Here is a 24,459-nt window from a genome sequence, read left to right as displayed (position 1 = left end):
TAAAAACTAGCCTGTTTTGAACATCTTCTGAATCAAGGAGATTCTTTTTCAGTCTTTGCCTCTTCTTTTACTTTTGCTGAAAAATTTAGTCTCGCTGGAACATGTGCATCTGTTTTGCTGTTGGCAAGCCGATGATGCTCTGGGTTTTTGACTTCAAACTCTTTTGGTTGAGATGATTGATTTTCAATTTCTCTGTCAGTTGTAGGTTGAGTTTTAAGATTTATTTGTTTGGTTGTTGGCCCGTTCTCTACTAGGTTTGTAGGTGATGGAAGGATGGTTTTATGGACCAATGGCATGAGCGCAAGAGGCCAGTTTGCCTAGAACGCCGATTTGAGTTTGAAAGCTATGCTGCCACCCGTGATTTTCTTGATCGGCTTGGCGACTTCAGCGAGGCTAAGCAGAGATTTCCTGATATTAGTTTTGGTCGAACCTATGTGAATATCACTCTTCGCCCAGACGCTGAAGGCAATGACAGTCAGCTGAGTGATGATGATCGTTGCTTTGCTTCAGAAATTGATGCCCTCTTCAGTTGACCTGGCGGCAGCGTATGCCGATTCAGGTGTTGCGGAGGTCCTTCAGCAGCTTGACCAGGAGTTGATTGGTTTGCGGCCAGTGAAGACGCGCATTCGTGAAATAGCGGCGTTGCTTCTGGTGGATCGAGCTCGCCAGCAGTTGGATTTGCAAAGCACAGCCCCTGGTTTGCATATGTCTTTTACTGGCAGACCGGGGACGGGGAAGACCACGGTTGCCAAGCGAATATCGCAAATTCTTCATCGGCTTGGCTATTTGCGTAAGGGACATGTTGTCACCGTGACGCGTGATGATCTTGTGGGGCAATATGTCGGGCACACGGCGCCGAAGACTCGTGAGATGGTCAAGCGTGCCTTGGGTGGCGTTCTGTTTATTGATGAAGCCTATTATCTCTACAAATCTGATAATGAACGTGATTACGGAGCAGAAGCGATTGAAATCCTCTTGCAAGATATGGAGCGGCAACGATCAGATTTTGTTGTGATTTTTGCTGGTTATAAGGATCGAATGGCGGAGTTTTATCAATCAAATCCTGGCCTTTCCTCACGGGTCGTTCACCATATTGATTTCCCTGATTACAGCGAGGAGGAGCTCATGGCGATTGCCCTTCTTCTTCTTAATCAGCAGGATTATCACTTCAGTGAATCAGCGCATGATGCCTTTAGTCGTTACATCCAAAGGCGACGACAGTTGCCATTTTTTGCGAATGCTCGTTCGATTCGAAATGCTCTTGATCGCCTGAGGCTTCGTCAAGCCAATCGCTTGTTTTCTCGTCTGGAGCAACCTCTTAGTCGCGATGATCTGACCACCATCGAAGCTGAGGATGTCTTGGCGAGTCGTGTCTTTCAGGGTGAGATCGAGGGTCGAGATCCTTCTCAGCCTTTAACAACGATTCTGGATGCTCCTTGAGCGGTTGTTAGTGCTTGGGCTGATCCAGATCTCTCCGAATCAGTGCCAGCAAGTAGGACGGTGCTTTGTAACGCCCTGGCAGGCAACGATTGAGTGTTTCCAGGTGTCCCCAGCACACCGTTCGTTCAATGTCCTTGATACTTCGACCTTCTTTCAGAAGTCTGCGTAAGGCTTTGCAGTACAGGGGGTAGCCCGCTTCGAGTTCGCCAATGGTCAGCTTGGCTTGGGCCATAGGATCTCTCAGCTTCGTCTCAACCTAAGAAACCGCGGGGCCCCCCTCTTGAGGAGGACCCATCGCAGTGTCAGTTGAGCCAGGCAATGCAATCGATTTCTACCTTTGAGCCCTTTGGTAACGCAGCAACCTGGACGCAAGCCCTGGCAGGACTGACTCCATCACCAAACATTTCGGCATAAATGGCATTCACGGCTTGAAAGTCACCGAGATCCACCAGAAATACGGTGGTGCGCACGACTTTTGAGGGGTCGGTGCCGGCCTCCTGAAGCACCGCTTTCAAGTTGCGCAACACTTGGCGAGTCTCAGCCTCCACATCTCCATCCCCCACCATCGCTCCAGTGGCAGGATCTAGCGGAATTTGACCGGAGCAATACAGCCAACCACCGGCGATCACAGCCTGGTTGTAAGGCCCCACTGGCGCTGGTGCCTCTTGGGTGATCACAGCCTGGAGTGGGGTGGATGACATGGTTACGGCTCAGAATGAAACTTCATTTTCGCGTTCCGTGTTGATGGAGTCGTGCCCGGTTGAGCTTGATGGTCTTTGGCACCGCTACGGCGGCGCCAATGAAGCTTGGACTTTGAAAGACATCAATCTTCAACTGAAGGCGGGTGAGCTTGTGGGGTTGCTGGGGCCATCCGGTTGCGGAAAAACCACGCTGTTGCGTTTAATCGCTGGCTTTGAACATCCCAGTCAGGGCGTGGTTCGCCTGCATGGGAACGACGTCGCCTCATCCCGCGTGCGCCTTGCTCCGGAACGCCGTGGTGTGGGCATGGTCTTCCAGGACTACGCCCTCTTTCCCCACCTCAATGCTTGGGAGAACGCTTGCTTTGGACTGCGTCGCGGTCAGGACACCAGCCGGGCGTCATGGTTGCTTGAACTTTTGGGGCTGACGGCTCTCAGAGGTCGTTACCCGCACGAATTGTCTGGGGGGCAACGTCAGCGTTTGGCTCTCGCAAGGGCTCTCGCTCCAGCCCCCTCCGTTGTGTTGCTGGACGAACCCTTTTCCAATCTGGATGTTGAAGTGCGTTTGCGTTTGCGCAGCGAGCTGCCTGGTGTGCTCAGTGCCTGCGGGGCCAGTGGGTTGCTGGTGACCCATGACCCGGAAGAGGCCCTTGCGATCTGCGGGCGGGTTGCCATTCTTCGCGACGGTCAACTTCATCAATGCGCGACTCCCCGCGAATTGGTTGAGGTCCCGGCAACGCCCTTTGTCGGGCGGTTTGTGCTGCAACGCAATGTTCTGCCTGTTTGGCGGGATGGAGCGACGGCGTTGTTGCGTTGTTTGCTGGGTGATCTGGAGATTCCAGAGGGGCAGCGCTCCATGAAGCTTCCAGACGATGCCACGGTGTTAATTGATCCGGGGTTGATTGATTTGGAACCGGATGCTGCAGGAGATGCCTGTGTGATGGGGCGGGAGTTTTTGGGTCGCTCCTGGCTTTATCGCATTCAGATCGGAGATCAGCAGTTGCGTCTGATCAGGCCGCTCGGGGAAGACCATCAGAGGGGATTGCGCTGCAGGCTCTCGCTGCAACAGAACAGTGAAGTCTTGCTCCATCCCCAGTGCTTATCGCTTCAGGTCTTGCCTTGATTTGATCAGCCTCTCCAGTGGTCTTTGTGTTGACGCAGACGCCCCAGTTGTTCAGAGCTGGTAGCGCGTAAAAACAAGTTGGAGCGCCATTCTTCGGCAATGCTGCTGGGAAGGCTTAGGGAGCCTGATCGCCGTTTTGCTTGCACCTCCTGCAGTCGGTTTGTGATCAGGGCATCGTCAGGGACCTGCTGCGCGGCCCAGCGCAGATTGGCCTCGGTGTATTCGTGCGCGCAGCAGACCAGGGTTTCTGGTGGCAGTGCTCCCAGCTTTTGTAAGGCGCGGTGCATGTCAGCCGGTGTTCCCTCAAACAGTCGTCCACATCCAGCGCTGAACAGGGTGTCGCCGCAGAACAACACACCGGTTGGAGAGGTTGAGACCGCTCCCTGGGGCAACCAGTAAGCGATGTGAGCGCGTGTATGGGCACGGACATCCAGAACCCTGACGGGCCTGCCCAAGAGCTCGATTTCATCTCCATCGCGAACGGACAGCGTTTGCAATGGGATCCGCTCTTGGTCGTCCGCGGCGGCGACGACGTCAGCGCCTGCCCAGCGTTGAAGAAGTCCAGGAGTGCCGCCGATATGGTCGGAATGATGATGGGTTTGAAGCACGGCAACGAGCTGCAATCCACGCGTCTCCAGCCAGGCGACGATGGGGTCCGCGACGGCTGGATCGATGACGATGGCCTGATCGCCATGCACCCATACCCAGACGATGTTGTCGTTGAGGACGGCAACTGGGTGGATGCCATCAATCGTGGAGGCCATCGCCATCGTTAAAGTTCTACTCAACGCTTGATTCCATGATCACTGTTGCCCTAGCCAAGGGAGCGCTTCTGAAAGATTCAGTGGCCCGCTTTGCAGCGGCTGGGCTCGATTTTTCTGCAGTTCTCGACCCCGATAACAGGCAACTGATGGTTCCATCAGCGTGTGGGCGAGCCCGAGCGTTGCTTGTGCGGAACGGAGATGTTCCTGTGTATGTGGCGTATGGGCAGGCGCAGCTTGGGGTGGTTGGTTATGACGTTTTGCGGGAGCACCAGATGCCTGTGGCGCAGTTGGTGGACCTGGGCTTTGGAGGGTGCCGTATGGCAGTGGCTGTGAAGGCCAGCAGCGGATATCAACGGGCGACGGATCTGCCTCCCCATTGCCGAGTGGCAAGCAAATTCACCCGCTGTGCCCGCGACCACTTTGATGCCATCGATTTGCCTGTGGAACTCGTCCATCTCACCGGTTCGGTCGAGCTTGGCCCGATCACTGGGATCGCTGAAGCGATTGTGGATCTGGTGGCGACGGGCAGGACGCTTCGTGATAACGGTTTAGTGGCGATCGAAGATCTGTTCCACACCACAGCGCGTTTGGTGGGGCATCCCTTGTCCCTGCGCCTTGATCAAGGCGATCTGCGCCAGATCGTGGAAGCGATGCGGTCGGCAACACCCGCGTCCCAGGTGGCCAGTTGATGGCTGGTTCGGATTTTCAGAGGGTGAAGCGGCTCGGCCGTTATTTGGGCCAAGACCGACGACGACTCACGCTCACGTTGGTGCTTCTCATTCCGGTGGCTCTTGCCGGCGCGATTCAGCCGCTCTTGGTGGGCCAGGCGATTGCCGTGCTGCGTCGGGTCGGAGGCGCTGCCAACGAATCGGTGATTCCCCTCTTTCAGGGTCTCGACAGCACGGTTGCGATCCGGCTGATCATCCTGATGTTGCTGGGCTCCGTTCTGGTTCGCTTGGCTCTTCAGGGGGTCCAGACGTTCAATATCCAAGCCGTTGGCCAGCGACTCACCGCTCGAATCCGCAAGGATTTGTTTGCCCATGCGATGAGTTTGTCCCTGCGGTTTCACGACCGCATGCCTGTGGGCAAGCTGCTGACCCGCCTTACGAGCGATGTCGATGCCTTGGCCGAGGTGTTTGGAAGTGGTGCTGTCGGCGTGCTCGGCGATCTCGTCAGCCTCTTGGTGATTGCGGTTTCGATGCTGCTGATCGAGTGGCGTTTGGGATTGTTGTTGTTGGTGACCCAAGTGCCTGTCACCCTCGTGATTGTTTGGCTCCAAAGGCGCTATCGCAAGGCCAACTATCGAGTGAGGGAGGAGCTTTCTCAACTCAATGCTGATTTTCAGGAGAACCTGCAAGGTCTGGAGGTTGTGCAGATGTTTCGCCGGGAAGCTGTGAATGGAGATCGGTTTCAGAGAACCGGTTTGGCCTATCGAAGCGCTGTGAATGGCACGATTTTTTTTGACAGCAGCATCTCTGCCTTTTTGGAATGGGTGTCGTTAGGCGCGGTTGCCCTGGTGCTCGCTCTCGGTGGATGGATGGTGACAGCAGGGGCGATGGGACTGGGCACGCTGACGACCTTCATCCTGTATTCACAGCGCCTCTTTGACCCTTTGCGCCAAATGGCTGAGCGGTTTACCCAGATTCAGGGGGGACTCACCGCTGTGGAACGAATCGGCGAGCTCCTGGAGGAACCTCTTGAGATTGTTGACCATGGCGCCACACCTGGTTCCGCGCTTCTCCAGAACGCTTCACCTTCACAAGCCCGTGGTGAGGTGATCTTTGACGAGGTGGATTTTGCTTACAGAAAAGACGAACCGATTCTGCGCAATCTCAGTTTCCGGATCGCACCTGGTGAGCATGTTGCGCTGGTTGGACCCACAGGTTCTGGCAAGACCACGGTGATTCGGCTCCTGTGCAGGTTGTACGAGCCCCAGCGGGGACGAATTCTTCTCGATGGCCAAGACATCCGCAGTTTGCCTTTGCAAGAGCTGCGTCGTCAGCTGGGTGTGGTTCTTCAAGACACCTTTCTTTTCAGTGGAACGGTGGCTGACAACTTGCGTTTGGATCAGCCTCTCGATGATCAGAAACTGCAGGAGGTTTGCCGTGACCTCGGCCTCGACCCCCTGTTAGGTCGATTGCCCGAAGGCTTGAAAACCGAATTGAGAGAGAGGGGAGGCAATCTCAGCTCTGGGGAAAGACAGCTGCTGGCCGTGGCCAGGGTGGCGATTCGCAATCCAACGGTCCTGGTGATGGATGAAGCCACGGCGTTTATGGACCCTTCTACGGAAGCCACCCTGCAGCGCGACTTAGATCGTCTCCTCAACCGCCGCACCGCCGTGGTCATTGCCCACCGACTTGCCACGGTTGAAGCTGCTGATCGGATTTTGGTGCTTCGCCGAGGAAGCCTGATCGAGCAGGGCACCCATCTGCAGCTGCGTGCCAGTGGAGGGTTGTATGCCGAACTTGCTGATCTTCAGGAGCGAGGACTGGCCAGGCTTTGATCGCTGAGCCAGGTCTGGATGGTTTGAGCAAGAAGGTCTGGATGGCTCTGCATGGCCAGATGGCCGCACTGTTTGAGTTCTTTCAGGCAATGTTTGTCGCTGTATTCGGCAAGGTGTTGCACATAGCCGGGTTCCATCACACGGTCTTGTTCACCGCTAATCCATAGGTTTTCTGTCTCCAAATTGGCCACCAGGTTTGGAATCTGTTTGACCGCTCCGCGGGTGGTGCTGTTCACCAGAAGCCCCAGGGCAGCGCGCTGTTCCGCTTGAAATGGCCCCAACGTGCCGATGGGCCCTGGCAGGTCTGCGGGACGAAGTTTCAGAATTAATTGCCCTCCAAACCTGAGACGGCGAAACGGTCTCGGTTGGTAGATCCCGCCTCCGGCCGCCAACATCACCAGGCCCGACAGGGGCTCACCCCAATGTCGCCGCAGATAGGTATCCGCATGCAGAGCAATGCTTCCTCCCAGCGAGTGACCCATCAACACCACATGGCGACCCTTGGCTTGCGCATGAATGTGCTCCGCAAGCCATTGCCCGTAGGACGCCAAGGTCGGTCGAAGGTGGCGAGGGCGAGACTCCAGTCCAAATCCTGGTAAATCAGGACACCACAAAGGAATGGAGGTATCTAAGCGCGTCCAGCTTTTTTCAAACGGTGCCCAGACCTTTCGGCTCAGCATCCAACCGTGTACGGCGATCAGCAGCAGATCAGAGGTCATCGGTGCGTCAGGATTAAGCCATCGTCGCAGGACAGGGTGACTAGCACTTCCTCTCTCACCCAACAGATTTTGGTGCATTCCTACGGGAAAGAGGCTCGGATCTGTGAAACACCCAATACGAATCTCTGCCTGGTGTTTAGCCAGTCTCGTCCGATGGATTTGGTCGAGCTGGAGCAGCTCTTAGAGGCCGTGGGCTGGAGTCGCAGACCGGTTCGCCGCGTGCGTAAGGCCCTCGATAACAGCTTGCTCAGGGTGGGGCTGTGGCGCCATGACCCACGCATTCCACGCTTGGTGGGTTTCGCTCGCTGCACTGGAGATGGTGTGCTTGAAGCCACGATTTGGGATGTGGCGGTCCATCCCCTCTATCAGGGGGCCGGGCTTGGTCGTCAGTTGATGGATTACATCCTCGAAGCTCTGACAGAGATGGGAACGGAACGCGCCACGCTCTTCGCCGATCCGGGGGTGTTGCCTTTTTACGACCGTCTTGGCTGGGACTTAGAGCCCAATGGTCATCGTTGTGGCTTTTGGTACTCCAATTGAGTGGCTGAAAGGGGCTTCCCGTAGTACTCCGCTGCCAAGCGTGCTGGGGATTCCCCGCGCCGCCAGCGCTGCCGCAATCTGGCGTTCTCAAGGCCGCGGCGCAGAACCCCCCCCCGCTGCCAGCGACGGCCATCGGTGGTGATCGCCAGCCCAAGGGCACGCAAGCGTGTGAGTTGGCTGAGTCTCTGCACGAGGTCGAGATCCTCCATGAGCGGCAGGGGTTGATAGCCACCACTGCGTGCATAGAGAGACCTGTGCAACAGGAGCCCCTGATCTCCATAGGGTCTTTGGCCGCAGCGGCTACGAAGCGCGATCACCCCTCCCAGCAGGCGTCGGGCCGGTGTGCTGGGGTGAATACGCAAGTCAAAAAACCATGCGAATCGTTGGGCATCGGGATGCTCAATGCGACGCAGCACGCGGCTTCCCCAGTGACTGGGTAGGCGGCTGTCGGCATGCAGAAAGAGGAGCCAGTCACTTTCGGTTTGCTGGAGGGCGTGCTCGGCCCCTGCCGCCAGTTGCCGGCCCCGCCCTGCTGGATGTTCCGTGATGAACTGACCGCCAGCGAGAGCGCTGATGCGCTGGCAGTGGTCGGTGCTGCCACCATCCACCACCGTGATCGAGATCGAGAGAGGCCAACGTTGCAGGTCCGCGAGGAGAAGCGGAAGACGCTCCGCCTCGTTGAGGCAAGGAATCACCACGCTGAGCGTGGGGGTGTCAGCGTTCATCGCTGCCATAAACCGAGATCAGCAAGACAATCAATGTCGTTTTTCAGGCTGAGCTGATGGGGGGTGATCCCCAGCCTGCGCGCGCGCGCGCAGGTGATGTCGAACACCTTGTTGCTTCCCCATGGCACGGCAGCAAAGAGTGCATCGAGCTGTGGCCGCGTTAATCCAGGGCCCAGCCCCAGCAACCAATACCCACCGTCGGCGGAGGGGCCAATCACCAACGGTTGGCTGTGCAGTGTTTGGACCGCCTGGATCAGATCGTTTTGGCAAAGATCGGCAAGATCGGTTCCGATCACGATCACAGGCTTGTTGCGCTGCCCGAAGCGCGCACGATAAATCTGGCGGAGCATGCGAGCCCCTAGCGATCCATGCCCCTGATCGACAAGGGTGCATGGCGGTAGGCAAGGCAGCGAACGTTGGGCTGATCGGAGGCTGACGCCGCTCATCGCCACCTGTAGATCCACATCCCCACGCTCGGTTAGGGCTTCAGCTACGGCAAAGGTATGGGCGGTGAGACGTTGCTGAATGATGGCCGCCTGCTCCGTTCCGATGTCGACGGCCAGGCGGCGTTTGCAGCGACCGCTGGCTGGCCAGCGTGCCATCACAACGAGTGTTGGGATGGGGGATCGACTCATCTTTGTCTTGGCAGCTCCTCTGGGATGACCTCCAGGGTTTGCTTTTCTCCATCTCGTTCCACAATCAGCGGCATGGCCTGACCCACCTGTCCTCGGTCAACGGCAAGCTGCACTTCCGAGGGGTCGTTGACGGCGGAGCCATTCACATCTCGGATGAGATCACAAGGCTTAATTCCAGCCTTGGCTGCAGGGCTGCCCTCCACCACTTCAATCACAAGCACGCCGTTGAGTTCTGGGACTTTGCAAAGGTTGCTAGTGGCGTTGATTTCCTTGGCTAACTGGGGGGTCAGGCTCTGCAGTCGTACACCGATAAAGGGGTGAGAGGCCTGACCGGTGCTGATGATCTGTTGGGCAATGCGTTTGGCCAGGTTGATTGGAATGGCAAAACTCAGTCCCGCGCCTGGAGCTTGGCGAATGGCTGTGTTGATGCCGATCACTTGCCCGGCAGCATTAATGAGGGGCCCCCCGCTGTTCCCTGGATTCACAGCAGCGTCGGTTTGGATGTAAGGGACACGCTGACCTTCCCCTACGGCGTTGGTCCGATCCACAGCACTGATGATCCCCGCTGTGACCGTGTTGTTGAGCCCGAGGGGATTGCCGATCGCGATCGCCCATTCACCAGGTTTGAGGTCGTTCGAGTTGCCAAGAGGGGCGACGGGCAGCTTTTCAGCCACAACCCGCACCACGGCCACATCGGTTAAGGGGTCGCCGCCAAGAACGCGTCCATTGAAGCTGCGACCGTCAGGCAAGGTGACCGCCACTTTGTCGGCGCCCTCCACCACGTGCGCATTCGTGAAGATCAGACCATCAGAGCGTGTGATGAATCCTGAACCTTGACCGGCCTGTTTTTGGGTGGTTGGGCCAGCTCCAAACAGGCTGCCCAAGGGATTCGAGACGCGTTTCACCGTGTCGATGCGTACGACCGATGGACCCACCCTTTCGACGGCTTGGACAATGACGTTACGGCCTGGTTGTAGAGGGGCCGAACGAGGCCCATCACTGACTTCGGGCACGGTTGCGGGTGCCTTCGCTTCAGGCTCTAAGCCAAGGCGTTGACGCCAGGACGAACTACACCCTCCCATGGCCAAGCTGACCAATCCGATCCCGATCCAGGGCAGGGATCGTGCCAGGGTGCGGGAGACGGCAGCTGCCATGAACAGAAACGTGTTGAAACTGGTCTCATTAAAGACGGGCCACTCGGCATGAGGCGCGTAGATTCGGCATTCGCAGAAGGTGGGATGTGGTTCTGACGGGCAGTGAGCTGTGGAACAAGGTGCAGCACGCCCTTCAGAGCAATCTCAGTAAGCCCACCTTTGAAACGTGGATTCGTCCTGCACGCTGCAGTTCCTTTCAGGATCGAACGCTCACCCTGCAGGCTCCCAATAGTTTCGCCAGCAATTGGCTGCGCAAGAACTACGCCAGCACGATCGCTGAAGTAGCGCAGGAGATCATCGGTCATCCGATCGAGGTGATCGTGCTCGCTCAAGACGATGAAGACGCGGGCTCTGGGGGCACTCCTGTGTCGGAGGCGTCGCCGTCTAGCCAGCCGCCGGCCTCAACGGCTGCAGCAGCGGCTGCGCCGCCGAGCAGCCGCCCTCCTCGACGGCTCCCCGGCTTGAACATGCGCTATGTGTTCAATCGATTTGTGGTGGGACCGAACAGCCGGATGGCCCATGCCGCTGCTTTGGCCGTCGCTGAGGCCCCAGGCCGTGAATTCAATCCGCTGTTCATCTGTGGTGGTGTGGGCCTAGGGAAGACCCATCTCATGCAGGCAATTGGGCACTACCGCCTGGAGATTGATCCGGAAGCACGGGTGTTTTATGTGTCGACCGAAACGTTCACCAATGATTTGATCACGGCGATTCGTAAGGACGGCATGCAGGCTTTCCGAGACCGTTATCGGGCTGCGGATCTCATCTTGGTGGATGACATTCAATTCATTGAGGGGAAGGAATACACCCAAGAAGAGTTCTTTCACACCTTCAATGCTTTGCATGATGCAGGGAGACAGATTGTGATTGCCAGCGATAGGCCACCCAGCCAGATCCCCCGGCTGCAGGAGAGATTGATCTCTCGGTTCTCGATGGGATTGATCGCTGATATCCAGGCCCCTGATCTGGAAACGCGAATGGCGATTCTTCAGAAAAAAGCAGAGCAAGAGCGCGTCGCTCTCCCTAGAGATTTAATCCAATACATTTCTGGACGCTTCACCTCCAACATTCGCGAGCTTGAGGGAGCGCTCACTCGGGCTGTTGCGTTTTCATCGATCACAGGCATCCCGATGACCGTGGAATCGGTGGCTCCGATGCTCGATCCCAGCGGGCAGGGCGTTGATGTCACACCGCAGCAAGTGATCGAAAAGGTGTCGGAGGTGTTCGACGTCACGGCGGATGACATGCGCAGCAGCAGCCGGCGTCGGGCGGTGAGTCAGGCGCGTCAGGTGGGGATGTTCCTGATGCGGCAAGGGACAGATTTGAGCTTGCCGAGAATTGGCGACACCTTCGGAGGCAAGGATCACACCACTGTGATTTATGCCATTGAACAAGTAGAAAAAAAGCTGGCGACCGACCCTCAACTCGCGAGTCAGGTTCAACGGGTGAAGGATCTATTGCAAATTGACTCTCGCCGCAGGCGTTAGGGATCACCACCCTTCCAGCCCGCTAAGTGGGATGCAGCCGATGAGCGAGCAAGTCGGCGCGCTGCAGGCAGGGCGGGATCCAAATGTTGAGAGCTAAAGGGAGGCATGGGCCGTGTTCGCAACCAAAGCCCCCAACGGAATTCGTGATATGGAATTAAGGGCTGAGGCTTGATCACTCCCTCCTGCTTGAGTTTCCAAACCAGGCTGCGGTAAGGATCATCCTGGAGGCCAAGCAAGCTGACGGGCAGGTCGTGCGCCGGCCAAGGGCCATTGCCACGTCCGTCGTGAAGATAAAGCCACCCCTTTTGATGCAGGGCCTGAAGCGCTTCCTCCCTGGTTTTATGGGGCAGCTCGTCGATCACGTAGCCGAACGTCTTGATGCTGGGAACCATTTCGAGCAAGGCTCGGAGGCGGTGATGACGATCCACCATCCAGAGATGTCCAAGCTGATTGCGCACCAGAGGGACTGGCTTGCGATTGAGATAGCGACGACGCTCCTCGGAACTTTCCTCACGGAAATCGCGTTGCCGATTCCATACCTCAGCCATCCCCACACACATCTGTGTGGGTTGAAGGTCAGCAACGGCCACCTCAAAGAGTTTGAACCCTTTGCTGTGGTCAGGTATCGGGGCGTATTCAGGAAGATGCAGAGGGCAGATCTCAACGCTGCATGCATCCCACTATGCCGAGGTTGAGATCTGAATTGAGTTGCTCATCACCTGTGAGCTGACTGGGCTTCGATTGTTGTGGTGTTCCTGCGCCGAAGCCTGCGGGCAAGATGTGAGAAAACAGTGCGCTCCATGGAACCAATCTTTGATCTTGTGGTTCTCGGTGCTGGGTCTGGAGGTCTGGCGGCTGCCAAACGGGCGGCCCGTTATGGAGCCAAGGTGGCGATTGTGGAGGGAGATCGCGTTGGCGGCACCTGTGTCATACGTGGCTGTGTGCCGAAAAAGCTGTTGGTGTACGGCTCTCTTCTCTCCGAACAACTCGATGGGGCATCCAGTTATGGCGTGAGTGTGGAGGGGGCAACGTTTGATACGTCTGTGCTTCTGAGCAATGTTCGTCACGAAGTGGATCGCCTGAATGCGCTTCACATCGAGTTTTTGGCCAAAGCGGGGGTGGAGCTGATCAAAGGCTGGGGGCGATTTCTCGATCCCCATCGCATTGGCGTTTCGAGGCTGTGCGAGGGCGAGATCGATCAGGTGCTGAAGGCCAAGCGCGTGATGATTTCCGTGGGTGGGCGCCCTGTTCGGCCGGAGGTCCCAGGGGCGGAGCTCGCTTGGGTGAGCGATGACATGTTTCTGCAGGAGCGTTTCCCGGACAAGGTGGTGGTGGTTGGCGCCGGATTTATTGCTTGTGAATTTGCGGGCATCCTGCGAGGCCTCGGCGTTGGGGTGACCCAGCTGGTGCGGGGTGAACAGCTTTTACGAGGTTTCGACAGCGAGCTTTCAGGCGTTGTGCAGGAGGGCATGCAGGAGAAGGGCATCGATCTTCGCTTTGGGGAAGGCCTCGCTGCGATTGAGGGCCGACCGAACGATTTGACTGTTGTCACCAAAAGTGGGGATCGGCTGCCCTGTGGCGGGGTTCTGTTGGCGACTGGGCGTCAACCATTCCTTTCAGGCCTAGGGCTCGAGGCTGCTGGCGTGGTGGTGGAGGGCCGTCGGATCCCGGTCAATGCAGATCAAGCCACCAATCTCTCCCACATTTTTGCCGTGGGAGATGTGACGGATCGCATTTGCTTGACCCCCGTTGCTGTGGATGAGGGTCGTGCCTTTGCAGACAGCGTGTTTGGAAGCACGGCTCGACAGGTGAATTACGACTTAGTGGCGAGTGCTGTCTTTAGCCAGCCGGAGCTGGCCACGGTGGGCCTATCGGAAGAGGAGGCGATCGCCAAGCTCGGTGCGGATCGGATTGTGGTTCATCGCGCCCGTTTTCGCTCCATGGCTCAGGCTTTGCCAAAACACGGTCCCCGTTGTTTGTTGAAGCTGGTCTTGGAGGCGAGCAGCGGGAAGGTGCTCGGATGTCACATGGTTGGAGAGCATGCAGCTGAAATCATCCAGATGGCTGCAATCGCTGTCGGGATGGGGGCGACCAAGGCTGATTTCGACCGCACGATGGCCTTGCACCCGACGGTTTCAGAGGAGTTTGTGACGATGACCTGATCCCTCAATCCCTTGGGTTGGGTCAGCTCATGCGATCGCTGAGAGTGTCAGCTAAGCGCAGGGCTAAGGCGATCGTCGTCAGACCCGGCCCAACACTGGGACAGCTTGGGAACACGCTCGTGTCGGCGATGTAGAGATTGTCGAGTTCATGGCATTTCCCTGTGGCATCGACCACAGAGGCCGCTGGATTGCTGCCCATGCAACAGGTGCCGCATGCGTAGCCCACCACGCTTAAGGGTGCTTCGCCGCGGGGGTGGGTTGGGGCTGGATTGACGACGCGCGTGAGTGGGTCGGCTTCGATCGCTTTGAGAGTGTCAATCCAGCGATAGACCAGTCGGTCATGCGCCTCGCGGTTGTTGTGGATGTAGTTGATGCGGATCTGATCGTTATTGAGCCACACCTTGTTGTGGGTGTCGGGCAAGACCTCAGACATGGCCCACCAAGCCACCGAGCGGGACGCCAGTCGCTCCAGTCCAAAGTCGGGAATCATCTTGGTGACAAGGGACAACACCGGCGGTGACTCTGCAAACAGGGCGTCTTGTAGGACGCCTCCCGCGGCTTGAATGTGGCCGAGGGGGAAGGAGACGTTTTTGTCCCCCCAGTAGTAGTCATTGATTCCGAGCGACCGCGCATAGCGTCCGTCGTTGCGTTCGCTCGCGAGCTGCAGGATGGAGGTGAGTTGCAGATTCATCAAGTTGCGACCAACTTGATCGGACCCGTTGCTGAGGCCGCGGGGATGATGGCTGGATTGCGATCGCAGCAGGATGGCCGGAGTGTTGATGGCACCTGCGGCAAGCACGATGAGATCCGCTTTGAAAAGCCATGTTTCTCCAGCTACTTCCGCTTCCACTCCCTTGACGGAGCTGCCGCTCGGATTCACGTGCAAACGCTTGACCGTGGCTTGCGTTCGGATCTCTAGGTGAGAAGGATCGGCATTATCGAGGCCATACAGCTGGGAATCTCCACTCGGATCTTCCTGGCTATTGGACCAGCTCAGCGGTAGGTCATAGGGCTGACATCCCTGGCGTTTGAGCGCTTCTCGCAGGGGCTCAAGAAAGGGAACCAGGGGTTTTGGCTCATGGTCAAAAGGGGAAGAGCGGCTTGGTTCGGTTGGGTCAACGCCAGAGCGACCGTGGACCCGGTACAGCTTTTCAGCGGCTGAGTAATAAGGGGAGAGCTGGTCGTAATCGATTGGCCAGGACGGTGAAATCCCCTCTTGCAACGGGACTTCCCCAAAATCCTGTTCGCGCATGCGTTCCAGCACGGCGCCCCAGATTTTGGTGTTGCCGCCGAGGGAATAGGTGGTTTGTGGTGCGAACGGATCCCCGTCAGGGCCAAACCAGCGTTCACTCTTGGGGTGGTAACGATCTTTCCGGAACAGATCCACATCGGCCACGTTTTGATCTTCGAGCGCCATGGCCTCGCCCCGCTCGAGCATGAGCACGGAATGCCCCTGCCTGCTTAGGGCACCGGCAAGCGTTCCACCACCGGCACCACTGCCGATAATGATGACGTCGTAATGGCGGTCGTCGATGATCATGATGGGGAAAATGAAGGCAGATCTAAAAACTCAGACGGATTAGGTGGTGCGTTGCCAGACGTAAATTAGGAGGAAAAGAATGATCCAAATAACATCCACAAAATGCCAAAACAAGCTCACTGAAGTGACACCCATATCGCCTTTCTCGTAATTGTTTGGCCTAAAGGACCGAAGCAGCATGATTCCCATTAAGAGAATGCCTGTAATCACATGCAGGCCATGGAATCCCGTTAGCAGAAAAAACGTACCGCCAAAAACACCACTGCTAAGTCCGAACTGAAGTTCGGACCACTCCACATATTGCCCATAAACGAAGTAGGTTCCCATCGCCATCGTGAGAAGCCATAGAGCTCGAAAGCCCCAAAGGTTTTTCTGGTGTAAATACCGTTCAGCAAAATAGGCTACAAAGCTTGAACTCACCAGCACAATTGTGTTGATCAAAGGCATGCGTGTTTCCAGCCCTTCAACGCCTTCAGGAAGCCACTCTGGTGCGGTGATTTTGAGCAGTGCAAATCCAGTGAAAAAGGCTAGGAAAATAATGCTTTCTGAACACAGGAAAATGATAAAACCTGTGAGGTTGTGCCCATCATGTTTGATGTGGCCGGGTTGATGATTAAGGGGTAAGTCGGGATTGGTTGTGGTCATAGGTTTAGGCCTCCATGGAGCGACGGATATAGAAGTCTTGGTCTTCGACTAAGGGCTTGCCTAAGCCATAGCCGTAGGGCTCACTAATCACAGTCGGAATGTCGTCTTCGAAGTTTTCGGCCGGAGGCGGGGATGGCAGCAGCCATTCCAGACCAATCGCTCGCCAAGGGTTGGGAGGAGCCTTGGGTCCGCGAGCCCAGGAACTCACCATGTTCAGGATGAAGGGGATTGAGGCGACGCCAAGCATGAAGGCGCCGATGCTTGCAATCACGTTCCAGATGGCGAATTCTGGGTCGTAGGAGGCCACGCGACGGGGCATGCCTAGCAAGCCGGCCCAGTGAAGTGGAAGCCAGTTGAGCGTGGCTCCGATGAAGGTGAGAACGAAATGGACTTTCCCAAGGCCTTCGTAATACATCTTTCCTGTGAATTTTGGGAACCAGTGGTAAATACCGGCGAAAACACCAAAAACAATGGTGTTGAAGATGACATAGTGGAAGTGGGCTACAACGAAGTAGGTGTTGCCTACATGAATATCAATGGGCACGGTGGCTAGCATCACCCCAGTAATTCCCGCGAAAATGAAATTAATGAGACCGCCGATGCAGAACAGCATTGGTGTGCTCAAGCGTAAATTTCCTGCCCAGAGTGTTCCCAACCAGGCGAATACCTTCACTCCAGTTGGGATGGCAATAAGCATCGTGGTGAACATGAAGATGTGACGCATCCAGTTCGGTGTGCCCGTGTAAAACATGTGGTGAGCCCACACAATCAGGCTCAGAAAGGTGATTCCGAAAGAGGCAATTGCTACAAAGCGATAGCCAAATAAAGGTTTGCGTGCATAAACGGGAAAGAGCTCAGAGAAAATTCCAAACACTGGCAACACCAGCACGTAAACGGCCGGGTGGGAATAGAACCAGAAAAAGTGCTGAAACAACACTGGATCACCGCCACCTTCCGGCCTGAAAAAGCTGGTACCGAAGCTGAGGTCAAACAGCAGCATTACGGCACCGCCTGTGAGAGCCGGCAGTCCTATCAACTGGATGGTCTGGGCGGCCCATGCCGTCCAAACAAAAATCGGCATTCGGAAGAAGCCCATCCCTGGGGCTCTCATCCGGATGATGGTCGTCACGAAATTGATGGCGCCCATGATCGAGGAGATGCCGGACAGGGCCACCGCAAGAATCCAGAGAAACTCTCCATTGATGAAATGGCCGAGTGGATTTTGCAAACTCATCGGTGGGTACGACCACCATCCCGATGAAGCGGGTCCGCCTGGGGCGAAAAAGCTTCCCATCAAGACGATGGAGAACACTGGCACCAGCCAGAAAGCAGCGGCATTCAGCTTCGGAAATGCCATGTCTGGTGCCCCGATCATCGTGGGGATCAACAGATTGTTGAAACCGTTGAGAATGGGAAAAAGAAACAGGAACAACATCACTGTTCCGTGCATGGTGTAGAGGCCGTTGTAGACGGTTGGGTCAACAAGATCGGCTGGAGGAGTGATCAGTTCGCCCCGCACGATCATGGCCAATAGGCCACCCACTAAAAGGAAGAAAAGGGCCGTGGCGATGTATTGAATTCCAATCACCTTTGCGTCGGTGTTGAAACTGAAGAAGCGCTTCCAGTTGTCCGGGGCCCCAGGAACTGGATGTGGTGCCTTGAGAATGCGAAGGTCGTAGGTGTTCGTCGTCATGGCATGTCTCAGGCGTCGTGTGGAATGGAGGGATCACCGGGGTCGTTCACCATCGGTGCTGGAGCGGGCGGCACCGTGGCCCAGCCCTTGTCACCACGGGCGATGCGGCGGTTATAGAGGTCGCGACTTGGATCAAGACCCTGTTGGAGCGGTTGTTGTGCCGTTGTCTTTAACCATTCGGCGAAATCCTGTTGGGTTTCGACAATCACGTCCGTTTGATTCTGTGAGAAGTAGGCACCGCTGAACATGGCGTCTCGGAGTCGGAATCGCCCTTCTTTTGTTGGAGTAAGGCTGTAAGAAATAATGCTTCCGGGAATGATGTCTTGTTTGAGCCGGAAGGCCGGGACGAAGAAACTGTGGAGCACGTCTTCCGAAATCATTCGGAAATTCACACGCTGATCAATCGGGAGATGCAGCTCAGAGCTGCGCACTCCGTCGGGGTAAACGAATTCCCAACTCCACTGACGGGCAATGACATCGATCGGTCCCACCTCAGCAATCGGATCTGCCTCCATCAGCAGAGTTGGATCGGTTCCGATGGCGTATTTGTGCTTCGGCCCGAGGGTTTGAAGCTTCATATTGACGTTCATCGAATAAGTGGCGATCAGGAAGACCGTCACCAGGGGAATGATCGTCCAGGTGATTTCTAATTTGGTGTTGCCTTCGATCGGTGCCCCATCACTTTCGTCGTACTTTCCAGCCCGGTTGAATAACAACACCCAGCCCATAAAGCCGGTGCATCCAAAAAAGATGAATGAGCCGATCCCCGTCTCCAGTGCGAACAGATTGTCGACGTAAGGTGCGGCACTGGATGCTTGGGGTGGGAACCAACTCAGAGACCAGGTCGCCATCAATTTCGAGATGACCAGATTGATAGCGACGGCGACAGTGATGATCACAATGGCGCCAATATTTGGCCCCTTCTTGGGAGTTGCGCTCGTCATGGCAAGACCTCATTGAGATCGGCCCCGGCAGCAAGGAGCTGATCGGCTGTGATGTGAACACCAAATTCACTGGCAAGCCAGGCTCCAAGACTTCCATGGACGCCCATGACGAGGAGCACGACAGCACCGCATCCCAGATAGAGCCAGCTCACCTGACGACCAAAGTCTTTTCGCCACAAAAATCGTTGAAACCCACGCCAGATGGTCATCACCACAATGATCAGAAGCAGGGCGACGCCTCCGATCGCATGCCACAGCATGGTGTCGATCGCGTTTTGGCCAATGATGCTGCGAACTCCTTGCAGTGGAACGGCAAGCAGCATTTCGTAAAAGCCAGCCGCAACGGTGAAAAAGGTGATCACGCTGCAAGCGAGAAGGTTGTACCAGCCAACATCGTGAAACCCACTTCGTGTTGCTGGTAGTGCTAAGAAACGAAAAACTCGTTTCTCAAGTGGGTAAAAGGCTCCGGCAAAATCAAAGGCGATTCCGATAGCAAACAAGCCAATGGTGAAGTGCACCAAATTGGGATGAATCGGGATCGCGTAGGGGAGATCATTCGCCCCAAGTTTGTCGGCGATTTCGTTCACCGGCGAGAGAATGGTGCTGATGACCGTCATGACAGAGCTCCACTACGGACGGCTTCGACCACCGGGACCGTATGGAGGCCATAAATCCAAACGAGTTTGTCGCCTAGGTAAACCTGGCAAAACACCAGGATTGCTAATACTGAATCAATGATCAGAAATCCTCGTGGCAGCACTGTGGGGTCTTTTTGTCTTGCGACATATCGCCACCCCGTCAGGAGGCTGAGAATCGCAGCAAGCGACCAGCCAAGGGTGCTGTGGTAATTCAAAATGTCTCTTGAAGCTCCATAAGGAGTGGCTAGGCCGGCTTCGATCTGTCCAAAGATGATGGCGACGAAGATGGCCACGGTCGCTACCAGCAAGTTCCAGAAGCTCACCTCAAACAGGTTGCGACGCCCTGTGAACACTCCAAGCAGGTCGAAGACCACCGTGATCATCGCCATCGCGATCACGAAGTGCACCACGATTGGATGAATGACATCTAGCCAGGGGAGATTCTTGTCGTTGAGCGTGGGGAGCAGCCCAATCATCGAAATGCTGACTGACGCCTTTCAAGCATGTACATCTTTTGCTCCGCAGTCATCCCTCCATAACGGAATACAAGAAGAAGTCTTTGTTCAGCTTGAAACACCTTTGCGTTTGAGCTGTCTCCAGTAACGAGCGGCCTGCACCACAATCAGAATCACAACGGCTGGTAGCACAACACAAAGCATGATCAGCCGAAATTCGTCCGACCAAGACGAAAGCCCTGTGCGAGGGAGAACGTTATCGGTGATGTAAAGAACGTATAAGGCAACGAGTAATCCACCTTCAATCCTGGAAACTCTCCCTTTTGTCCAGAAGATTGGCAGGCACGCCAGGCTGGTCAGGATCATCACAGGCATGTCGTCATGGATTAAATCCGGAGAGACATTGAGACCCCTTGCTCCTGCGGCCAAGGCACCTCCAGCCAGCACCAGAAGAAGATTCAGAAGACAGCTGCCAACCACATTGCCAATGGCGAGATCGGTTCTCCCGCGCAATGCGGCGACCAAAGAGGTAATTAATTCAGGCATCGAGGTGCCAGCCGAAACAATGGTGAGTCCGATCACGGCCTCACTCACACCGAGGCTTAAGGCAACCGCGCTGGCTCCTTTCACCAACAGATGGGCACCGAAGCCAAGAACAACAATGCCGACCAACAGCCGAACCATGGCTTTGATCCAGCCCTGTTGGGCGGTTTCCAAGTCAACCTCTGGTTCAGCGGGCTCCATTTCCTCTGGTTCCTCCCGTGCTGTGCGGATTTCCCAGACGGTGTTAATCACCAGACCCAGCAAGAGTGCAACGCCTGATTGCCAGGTCACACGTCCCGCCGATGCCATCCCCCAAGCCGCCGCCGAAACGGCAAGGAGGAGCGGGACATCCCTTCTCACCAAACGGCTTTCCACTTTCAGCGGCAGAACGAGGGCGCTGCAGCCGAGCACGACCAACACATTGAAAATGTTGCTCCCCACCACGTTGCTGACGGCCAGCGCATCAGCCCCTTGCACCACGGAACTGATGCTGACAAAAAATTCTGGTGCGCTCGTCCCAAGCGAAACCACCGTCAGGCCAATGACCAGCTGAGGGACGCCGAGGATGACGGCAAGAATGACCGCACCTTGGACGAATAACTCGCCCCCGCCGAACAGAAGTCCGATTCCCACCAAGAGCTCGAGGGTAGAGATCAGAAAGTCAGGCATCGACTCCGTGCTTCTTCAGATTCAGAACCATCTTCCTTGCTCGCCTTGACGGCTGCAAAGAGGAAGAGACTTAGCATTATCCAACTTCAAAGACGGGACTCTGGTGCTCCTTAATTACATCAGCACTCGCAACATCCGTGGTGATGCCTTTGGTGGGCTCACGGCTGCTGTGGTGGCACTTCCAATGGCGCTGGCTTTCGGCGTGGCTTCTGGAGCTGGTGCGGCTGCAGGTCTTTGGGGTGCAGTGATTATTGGCCTGGTGGCGGCTCTGTTTGGTGGGACATCCACGCTGATCTCTGAGCCCACTGGTCCGATGACGGTGGTCTTCACAGCGGTGATCCTCAATTTCACCAGCCAAATCCCCGACCGATCGACAGCGCTGGCGCTGGCTTTCATGGTGGTGATGCTCGCAGGTCTCTTCCAGATCCTGTTCGGACTTTGTCGATTAGGCCGATACATCACGATGATGCCTTACACCGTGATTTCAGGCTTTATGTCTGGAATTGGGGTGATTCTTGTCATCCTTCAGCTGGCCCCATTTTTGGGTCAGACCAGTCCAACGGGCGGTGTGATTGGCACCTTATCCAGTCTGCCTCAGTTGATTTCCGGTGCACAACCGCTGGAGTTTTTACTTGCGCTCATCACGCTGCTGATTCTTTGGTTTACCCCTGAAAGTTGGAAGCGTTTTTGTCCTCCCCAGCTTCTCGCCCTCGTTGTTGGAACAGCGTTATCTCTCAGCATCTTTTCGGATGCTGGTTTAAGCCGAATTCCTGAGTTTTCCGCTGAGTTTCCTCGTTTTCAGCCACCTACATTCTCTGGAATTACTCCAGATTTGCTGCGGCTGATGGTGGTGAATGGGGCCGTGTTGGGAATGCTTGGTTGTATTGATGCCCTCCTCACTTCTGTTGTGGCAGATAGCCTTACGCGCACAGAACACGACTCCAATAAGGAACTCATCGGCCAGGGTCTAGGTAATTTAGTGTCTGGTTTATTTGGTGGCCTCCCGGGCGCTGGCGCCACGATGGGAACGGTTGTCAACATCCAGGCAGGCGGACGTTCTGCCCTGTCGGGAATTGTGAGAGCGATCATTTTGATGCTTGTCATTTTGGTGGCAGCACCTTGGGCTTCGCTGATTCCCTTGGCTGTGCTGGCCGGGATTGCCCTGAAGGTTGGTTTTGACATTATCGATTGGAGTTTTTTGATGCGCGCTCATCATCTTTCGATGAAAGCAGCATGCATTACGTATGGAGTGATTGGTCTCACTGTTCTCGTCGATTTGATTTGGGCCGTGTTCATTGGAGTTTTTGTTGCCAATGTTCTAACGATTGAACGGATGACGGCCCTTCAGTCCAAGGGGGTGAAGACAATTAGTACAACCGATGATGATGTGACGCTGCCGCTTGATGAACAAGCGCTGCTCGATCGTGCATCTGGACGACTTTTGCTCTTTCAGCTAACCGGGCCGATGATTTTTGGTGTCGCTAAAACCATCAATCGTGAGCACAATGCGATTGAGGCTTGTGAGGCTGTGTTGTTTGATCTCAGTGAAGTGTCTCACCTCGGTGTAACGGCCTCCCTGGCCCTTGAAAATGCGATCAAAGAAGCCATTGAAGTAGGCCGTTTGGTGTATATCGTTGTCCACCCTGGGGCGACACGCAAGCGCTTGGAGAAACTCAAGCTTCTTGACCTTCTTCCCGAAGATCACGTCAGCGCCAGTCGTTATGAGGTGTTGTTGCGTGCCGTCAATCAATTGCCTCAGCTTCAGGAGCTTTCTTCCTAGATGACCTGCTCAGATCGTCTGGTCTTGCGTCGTCCGGATGACTGGCATGTCCATCTCCGCGATGGGCCCATGTTGGAAGCGGTGCTGTTTGCCACGGCCAGAGTGTTCGCAAGGGCTGTTGTCATGCCTAACCTGCGCCCACCGATTACGACCGTGGAAGCTGCGCAGCGGTATCGCCAGAGGATTGAGAACGCGCTGACAGACGGCCTGGTTTTTACACCGTTGATGACTGCGTATCTGACGGATGACCTTGATCCCGAAGAGCTGGAACGAGGTTTTGCGGAGGGGGTGTTTGCTGCTGCAAAGCTTTACCCCGCCAATGCCACCACCAATTCAGCGGCTGGGGTGAGCGATCTGGCTTTGATTACGCCCCTGCTGGAAAGGATGGAGGCGATCGACATGCCCTTGCTCATTCATGGAGAGGTCACCGATCCAGATGTGGATGTGTTTGACCGGGAGGCGGTTTTTATTGAACGACATCTCATCCCTTTGCGTCAGCGTCACCCTGGATTGCGGATTGTTTTAGAGCACATCACCACAGAGCAGGCCGTGGATTATGTCGCAAGCGGCGACCAGCGTTTGGCTGCCACGATTACGCCGCATCACCTCCATCTCAATCGCAATGCGATGTTCGTGGGTGGCTTGAAAAGTGATTTTTACTGTCTTCCTGTCGTCAAAAGAGAATGTCATCGTCGTGCCTTGGTTAAGGCGGCAACGAGTGGCCTTCCATGCTTTTTCCTTGGCACCGATTCCGCACCCCATCCCCGAGCGGGGAAGGAGTCAGCCTGTGGTTGTGCCGGAATCTTCAACGCCATGCACGCCATGGAGAGCTATGCCGCTGTGTTTGACCAGGAGGGTGCACTGGATCGCTTAGAGGCCTTTGCGAGTGAATTTGGCCCGCGCTTTTACGGATTGCCCCTCAACACAGACACCATTGCGTTGGTGCGTCAGCCGCAGACCGTGCCGAACCAGCTCACGCTCCCTCAAGGTCTTTTAGGAGAACTTGACTCTGGAGAAGCCCCTGTGTTCTTTCATGCTGGCGAGTCTCTGGCTTGGTCTGTTGACCTGGCTGGTGGGGACTAAGGGATCAGGATCACATTCGCTTCCCAAAAGCTGCTGGATCCACGCTTGACTCCCTCAATAGTGGCCTCACTAGTTGCCATTGCGGACATTGGAATGTGGGCTCCAACAAGTGCGCGTCTGGACGGATGGGGGCGGGGGGACTTGAACCCCCACAGGATTTTCATCCCAAACGATTTTAAGTCGCGTGCGTCTACCGATTCCGCCACGCCCCCGCTTGCCATGCAGGCCCGCCTCGACATCTTAGATTGACCCCAACCAGGTCGTCTTCTGTGTCCATCGAGAATCTCCTGTCTTCGGTCTCCTTAGACACGCTGCTTGTGATCGGTGGCTATCTGGCCTTGGGTGGCCTTTACCTCGTGGTGATGCCACTGGCACTCTTCTTTTGGATGAATCGGCGCTGGCACGTGATGGGCAAGATTGAGCGCCTGTTCGTCTTCGGGCTGGTTTTCTTTTTCTTTCCGGGAATGATTCTGTTCGCACCATTCCTCAATTTCCGCCTCAGCGGTCAAGGAGAGGTTTAAG

Annotated in this window: 27 protein-coding genes and 1 tRNA gene; 11 read left to right on the top strand and 17 right to left on the bottom strand. The window is 55.8% G+C overall.

Going from position 1 to position 24,459, the window contains the following annotated elements; translation table 11 throughout:
- Positions 1 to 32: 32 nt before the first annotated feature.
- Positions 33 to 296, bottom strand: a complete 264-nt coding sequence (locus tag SYN8016DRAFT_RS15005) for a hypothetical protein (protein WP_141561379.1) — start codon at positions 294 to 296, stop codon at positions 33 to 35.
- On the opposite strand from SYN8016DRAFT_RS15005, the gene SYN8016DRAFT_RS05530 reads away from it, so the two are divergent.
- Positions 282 to 533, top strand: coding sequence for a 4a-hydroxytetrahydrobiopterin dehydratase (locus SYN8016DRAFT_RS05530; protein WP_006853338.1), 252 nt, complete (start codon positions 282 to 284; stop codon positions 531 to 533). The two genes, SYN8016DRAFT_RS15005 and SYN8016DRAFT_RS05530, sit on opposite strands and share 15 nt — an antisense overlap.
- On the top strand, positions 517 to 1,440 hold the full coding sequence (cbbX, locus tag SYN8016DRAFT_RS05525; RefSeq protein ID WP_038013435.1) for a CbbX protein: 924 nt from the start codon (positions 517 to 519) through the stop codon (positions 1,438 to 1,440). Before SYN8016DRAFT_RS05530 ends, cbbX begins: the two co-directional genes overlap by 17 nt.
- Before the next feature lie 7 nt (positions 1,441 to 1,447).
- Here cbbX and SYN8016DRAFT_RS05520 read toward each other — a convergent pair whose 3' ends face one another.
- Both SYN8016DRAFT_RS05520 and SYN8016DRAFT_RS05515 read right to left on the bottom strand, forming a co-directional pair.
- Positions 1,448 to 1,672, bottom strand: coding sequence for a DUF3136 domain-containing protein (locus tag SYN8016DRAFT_RS05520; RefSeq protein ID WP_006853336.1), 225 nt, complete (start codon positions 1,670 to 1,672; stop codon positions 1,448 to 1,450).
- A 70-nt stretch (positions 1,673 to 1,742) separates the two neighbouring features.
- Positions 1,743 to 2,141: a RidA family protein gene (locus tag SYN8016DRAFT_RS05515; RefSeq protein WP_006853335.1), complete on the bottom strand. Its 399-nt coding sequence runs from the start codon at positions 2,139 to 2,141 to the stop codon at positions 1,743 to 1,745.
- On the opposite strand from SYN8016DRAFT_RS05515, the gene SYN8016DRAFT_RS05510 reads away from it, so the two are divergent.
- Entirely contained in the window at positions 2,140 to 3,261 is a 1,122-nt protein-coding gene (locus SYN8016DRAFT_RS05510; protein ID WP_038013432.1) for an ABC transporter ATP-binding protein, read from the top strand. The two genes, SYN8016DRAFT_RS05515 and SYN8016DRAFT_RS05510, sit on opposite strands and share 2 nt — an antisense overlap.
- A gap of 5 nt (positions 3,262 to 3,266) precedes the next feature.
- On the opposite strand, the gene gloB is transcribed toward SYN8016DRAFT_RS05510, so the two are convergent.
- Entirely contained in the window at positions 3,267 to 4,031 is a 765-nt protein-coding gene (gene gloB, locus SYN8016DRAFT_RS05505; protein WP_006853333.1) for a hydroxyacylglutathione hydrolase, read from the bottom strand.
- Between the two features lie 29 nt (positions 4,032 to 4,060).
- Between gloB and hisG the strand changes: the two genes are divergently transcribed.
- Positions 4,061 to 4,714: an ATP phosphoribosyltransferase gene (hisG, locus tag SYN8016DRAFT_RS05500; protein ID WP_006853332.1), complete on the top strand. Its 654-nt coding sequence runs from the start codon at positions 4,061 to 4,063 to the stop codon at positions 4,712 to 4,714.
- Positions 4,714 to 6,528 carry an ABC transporter ATP-binding protein gene (locus SYN8016DRAFT_RS05495; RefSeq protein WP_006853331.1) on the top strand — a complete coding sequence of 605 codons (1,815 nt, stop codon included), beginning with the start codon at positions 4,714 to 4,716 and terminating at the stop codon, positions 6,526 to 6,528. Before hisG ends, SYN8016DRAFT_RS05495 begins: the two co-directional genes overlap by 1 nt.
- Here the strand turns inward: SYN8016DRAFT_RS05495 and SYN8016DRAFT_RS05490 are convergent.
- On the bottom strand, positions 6,501 to 7,247 hold the full coding sequence (locus SYN8016DRAFT_RS05490) for an alpha/beta fold hydrolase (RefSeq protein ID WP_006853330.1): 747 nt from the start codon (positions 7,245 to 7,247) through the stop codon (positions 6,501 to 6,503). The genes SYN8016DRAFT_RS05495 and SYN8016DRAFT_RS05490 overlap by 28 nt on opposite strands.
- 36 nt (positions 7,248 to 7,283) lie before the next feature.
- On the opposite strand from SYN8016DRAFT_RS05490, the gene SYN8016DRAFT_RS05485 reads away from it, so the two are divergent.
- Entirely contained in the window at positions 7,284 to 7,787 is a 504-nt protein-coding gene (locus SYN8016DRAFT_RS05485) for a GNAT family N-acetyltransferase (protein ID WP_006853329.1), read from the top strand.
- On the opposite strand, the gene SYN8016DRAFT_RS05480 is transcribed toward SYN8016DRAFT_RS05485, so the two are convergent.
- From SYN8016DRAFT_RS05480 to SYN8016DRAFT_RS05470, 3 genes are read right to left on the bottom strand one after another with little or no spacing between them, the layout of a single operon-like run.
- Positions 7,757 to 8,512: a TIGR04283 family arsenosugar biosynthesis glycosyltransferase gene (locus tag SYN8016DRAFT_RS05480; protein ID WP_006853328.1), complete on the bottom strand. Its 756-nt coding sequence runs from the start codon at positions 8,510 to 8,512 to the stop codon at positions 7,757 to 7,759. The genes SYN8016DRAFT_RS05485 and SYN8016DRAFT_RS05480 overlap by 31 nt on opposite strands.
- Positions 8,509 to 9,147 (bottom strand): TIGR04282 family arsenosugar biosynthesis glycosyltransferase, encoded by a 639-nt coding sequence (locus SYN8016DRAFT_RS05475; protein WP_006853327.1) that lies wholly within the window; start codon positions 9,145 to 9,147, stop codon positions 8,509 to 8,511. The genes SYN8016DRAFT_RS05480 and SYN8016DRAFT_RS05475 overlap by 4 nt, the downstream gene beginning before the upstream one ends.
- The gene (locus tag SYN8016DRAFT_RS05470) at positions 9,144 to 10,301 is read right to left on the bottom strand and encodes a trypsin-like peptidase domain-containing protein (RefSeq protein ID WP_006853326.1); all 1,158 of its coding nucleotides are present in this window, start codon (positions 10,299 to 10,301) and stop codon (positions 9,144 to 9,146) included. Before SYN8016DRAFT_RS05470 ends, SYN8016DRAFT_RS05475 begins: the two co-directional genes overlap by 4 nt.
- An 86-nt stretch (positions 10,302 to 10,387) precedes the next feature.
- Here SYN8016DRAFT_RS05470 and dnaA point away from each other — a divergent pair, with 86 nt between their 5' ends.
- Positions 10,388 to 11,785 carry a chromosomal replication initiator protein DnaA gene (dnaA, locus tag SYN8016DRAFT_RS05465; RefSeq protein ID WP_006853325.1) on the top strand — a complete coding sequence of 466 codons (1,398 nt, stop codon included), beginning with the start codon at positions 10,388 to 10,390 and terminating at the stop codon, positions 11,783 to 11,785.
- Here the strand turns inward: dnaA and SYN8016DRAFT_RS05460 are convergent.
- The gene (locus SYN8016DRAFT_RS05460; protein WP_253909784.1) at positions 11,782 to 12,375 is read right to left on the bottom strand and encodes a ParB-like protein; all 594 of its coding nucleotides are present in this window, start codon (positions 12,373 to 12,375) and stop codon (positions 11,782 to 11,784) included. The two genes, dnaA and SYN8016DRAFT_RS05460, sit on opposite strands and share 4 nt — an antisense overlap.
- Before the next feature lie 210 nt (positions 12,376 to 12,585).
- Here SYN8016DRAFT_RS05460 and gorA point away from each other — a divergent pair, with 210 nt between their 5' ends.
- On the top strand, positions 12,586 to 13,947 hold the full coding sequence (gene gorA / locus SYN8016DRAFT_RS05455) for a glutathione-disulfide reductase (RefSeq protein WP_006853323.1): 1,362 nt from the start codon (positions 12,586 to 12,588) through the stop codon (positions 13,945 to 13,947).
- A 22-nt stretch (positions 13,948 to 13,969) separates the two neighbouring features.
- Here gorA and SYN8016DRAFT_RS05450 read toward each other — a convergent pair whose 3' ends face one another.
- From SYN8016DRAFT_RS05450 to SYN8016DRAFT_RS05420, 7 genes are all read right to left on the bottom strand, one after another.
- Positions 13,970 to 15,487 carry a GMC oxidoreductase gene (locus SYN8016DRAFT_RS05450; RefSeq protein ID WP_006853322.1) on the bottom strand — a complete coding sequence of 506 codons (1,518 nt, stop codon included), beginning with the start codon at positions 15,485 to 15,487 and terminating at the stop codon, positions 13,970 to 13,972.
- A gap of 39 nt (positions 15,488 to 15,526) precedes the next feature.
- On the bottom strand, positions 15,527 to 16,132 hold the full coding sequence (locus tag SYN8016DRAFT_RS05445; protein WP_006853321.1) for a heme-copper oxidase subunit III: 606 nt from the start codon (positions 16,130 to 16,132) through the stop codon (positions 15,527 to 15,529).
- Positions 16,133 to 16,136: 4 nt separating this feature from the next.
- Positions 16,137 to 17,825 (bottom strand): cbb3-type cytochrome c oxidase subunit I, encoded by a 1,689-nt coding sequence (locus SYN8016DRAFT_RS05440; RefSeq protein ID WP_006853320.1) that lies wholly within the window; start codon positions 17,823 to 17,825, stop codon positions 16,137 to 16,139.
- Between the two features lie 8 nt (positions 17,826 to 17,833).
- Complete coding sequence (locus SYN8016DRAFT_RS05435; protein WP_006853319.1) at positions 17,834 to 18,769, bottom strand: cytochrome c oxidase subunit II; 936 nt, start codon at positions 18,767 to 18,769, stop codon at positions 17,834 to 17,836.
- A complete protein-coding gene (locus tag SYN8016DRAFT_RS05430; protein WP_006853318.1) occupies positions 18,766 to 19,386 on the bottom strand; it encodes a DUF2231 domain-containing protein in 621 nt (206 codons plus the stop codon). Before SYN8016DRAFT_RS05430 ends, SYN8016DRAFT_RS05435 begins: the two co-directional genes overlap by 4 nt.
- Positions 19,383 to 19,883: a DUF2231 domain-containing protein gene (locus SYN8016DRAFT_RS05425; protein ID WP_006853317.1), complete on the bottom strand. Its 501-nt coding sequence runs from the start codon at positions 19,881 to 19,883 to the stop codon at positions 19,383 to 19,385. Before SYN8016DRAFT_RS05425 ends, SYN8016DRAFT_RS05430 begins: the two co-directional genes overlap by 4 nt.
- Before the next feature lie 87 nt (positions 19,884 to 19,970).
- The gene (locus SYN8016DRAFT_RS05420; RefSeq protein WP_006853316.1) at positions 19,971 to 21,074 is read right to left on the bottom strand and encodes a calcium/sodium antiporter; all 1,104 of its coding nucleotides are present in this window, start codon (positions 21,072 to 21,074) and stop codon (positions 19,971 to 19,973) included.
- 103 nt (positions 21,075 to 21,177) lie between these two features.
- On the opposite strand from SYN8016DRAFT_RS05420, the gene SYN8016DRAFT_RS05415 reads away from it, so the two are divergent.
- Positions 21,178 to 22,854 carry a SulP family inorganic anion transporter gene (locus SYN8016DRAFT_RS05415; RefSeq protein ID WP_006853315.1) on the top strand — a complete coding sequence of 559 codons (1,677 nt, stop codon included), beginning with the start codon at positions 21,178 to 21,180 and terminating at the stop codon, positions 22,852 to 22,854.
- Complete coding sequence (pyrC, locus tag SYN8016DRAFT_RS05410) at positions 22,855 to 23,937, top strand: dihydroorotase (RefSeq protein WP_006853314.1); 1,083 nt, start codon at positions 22,855 to 22,857, stop codon at positions 23,935 to 23,937. It begins immediately after the preceding gene.
- A gap of 126 nt (positions 23,938 to 24,063) precedes the next feature.
- On the opposite strand, the gene SYN8016DRAFT_RS05405 is transcribed toward pyrC, so the two are convergent.
- Positions 24,064 to 24,149 (bottom strand) — tRNA-Leu (locus SYN8016DRAFT_RS05405).
- A gap of 57 nt (positions 24,150 to 24,206) precedes the next feature.
- On the opposite strand from SYN8016DRAFT_RS05405, the gene SYN8016DRAFT_RS05400 reads away from it, so the two are divergent.
- Entirely contained in the window at positions 24,207 to 24,458 is a 252-nt protein-coding gene (locus SYN8016DRAFT_RS05400; RefSeq protein ID WP_006853313.1) for an NAD(P)H-quinone oxidoreductase subunit L, read from the top strand.
- The last annotated feature ends 1 nt before the right edge of the window (position 24,459 follow it).

Source organism: Synechococcus sp. WH 8016 (genome assembly GCF_000230675.1).
In the GTDB taxonomy this organism is placed as follows: Bacteria; Cyanobacteriota; Cyanobacteriia; order PCC-6307; family Cyanobiaceae; genus Synechococcus_C.
This window is presented reverse-complemented; position numbering and strand designations above follow the sequence as displayed.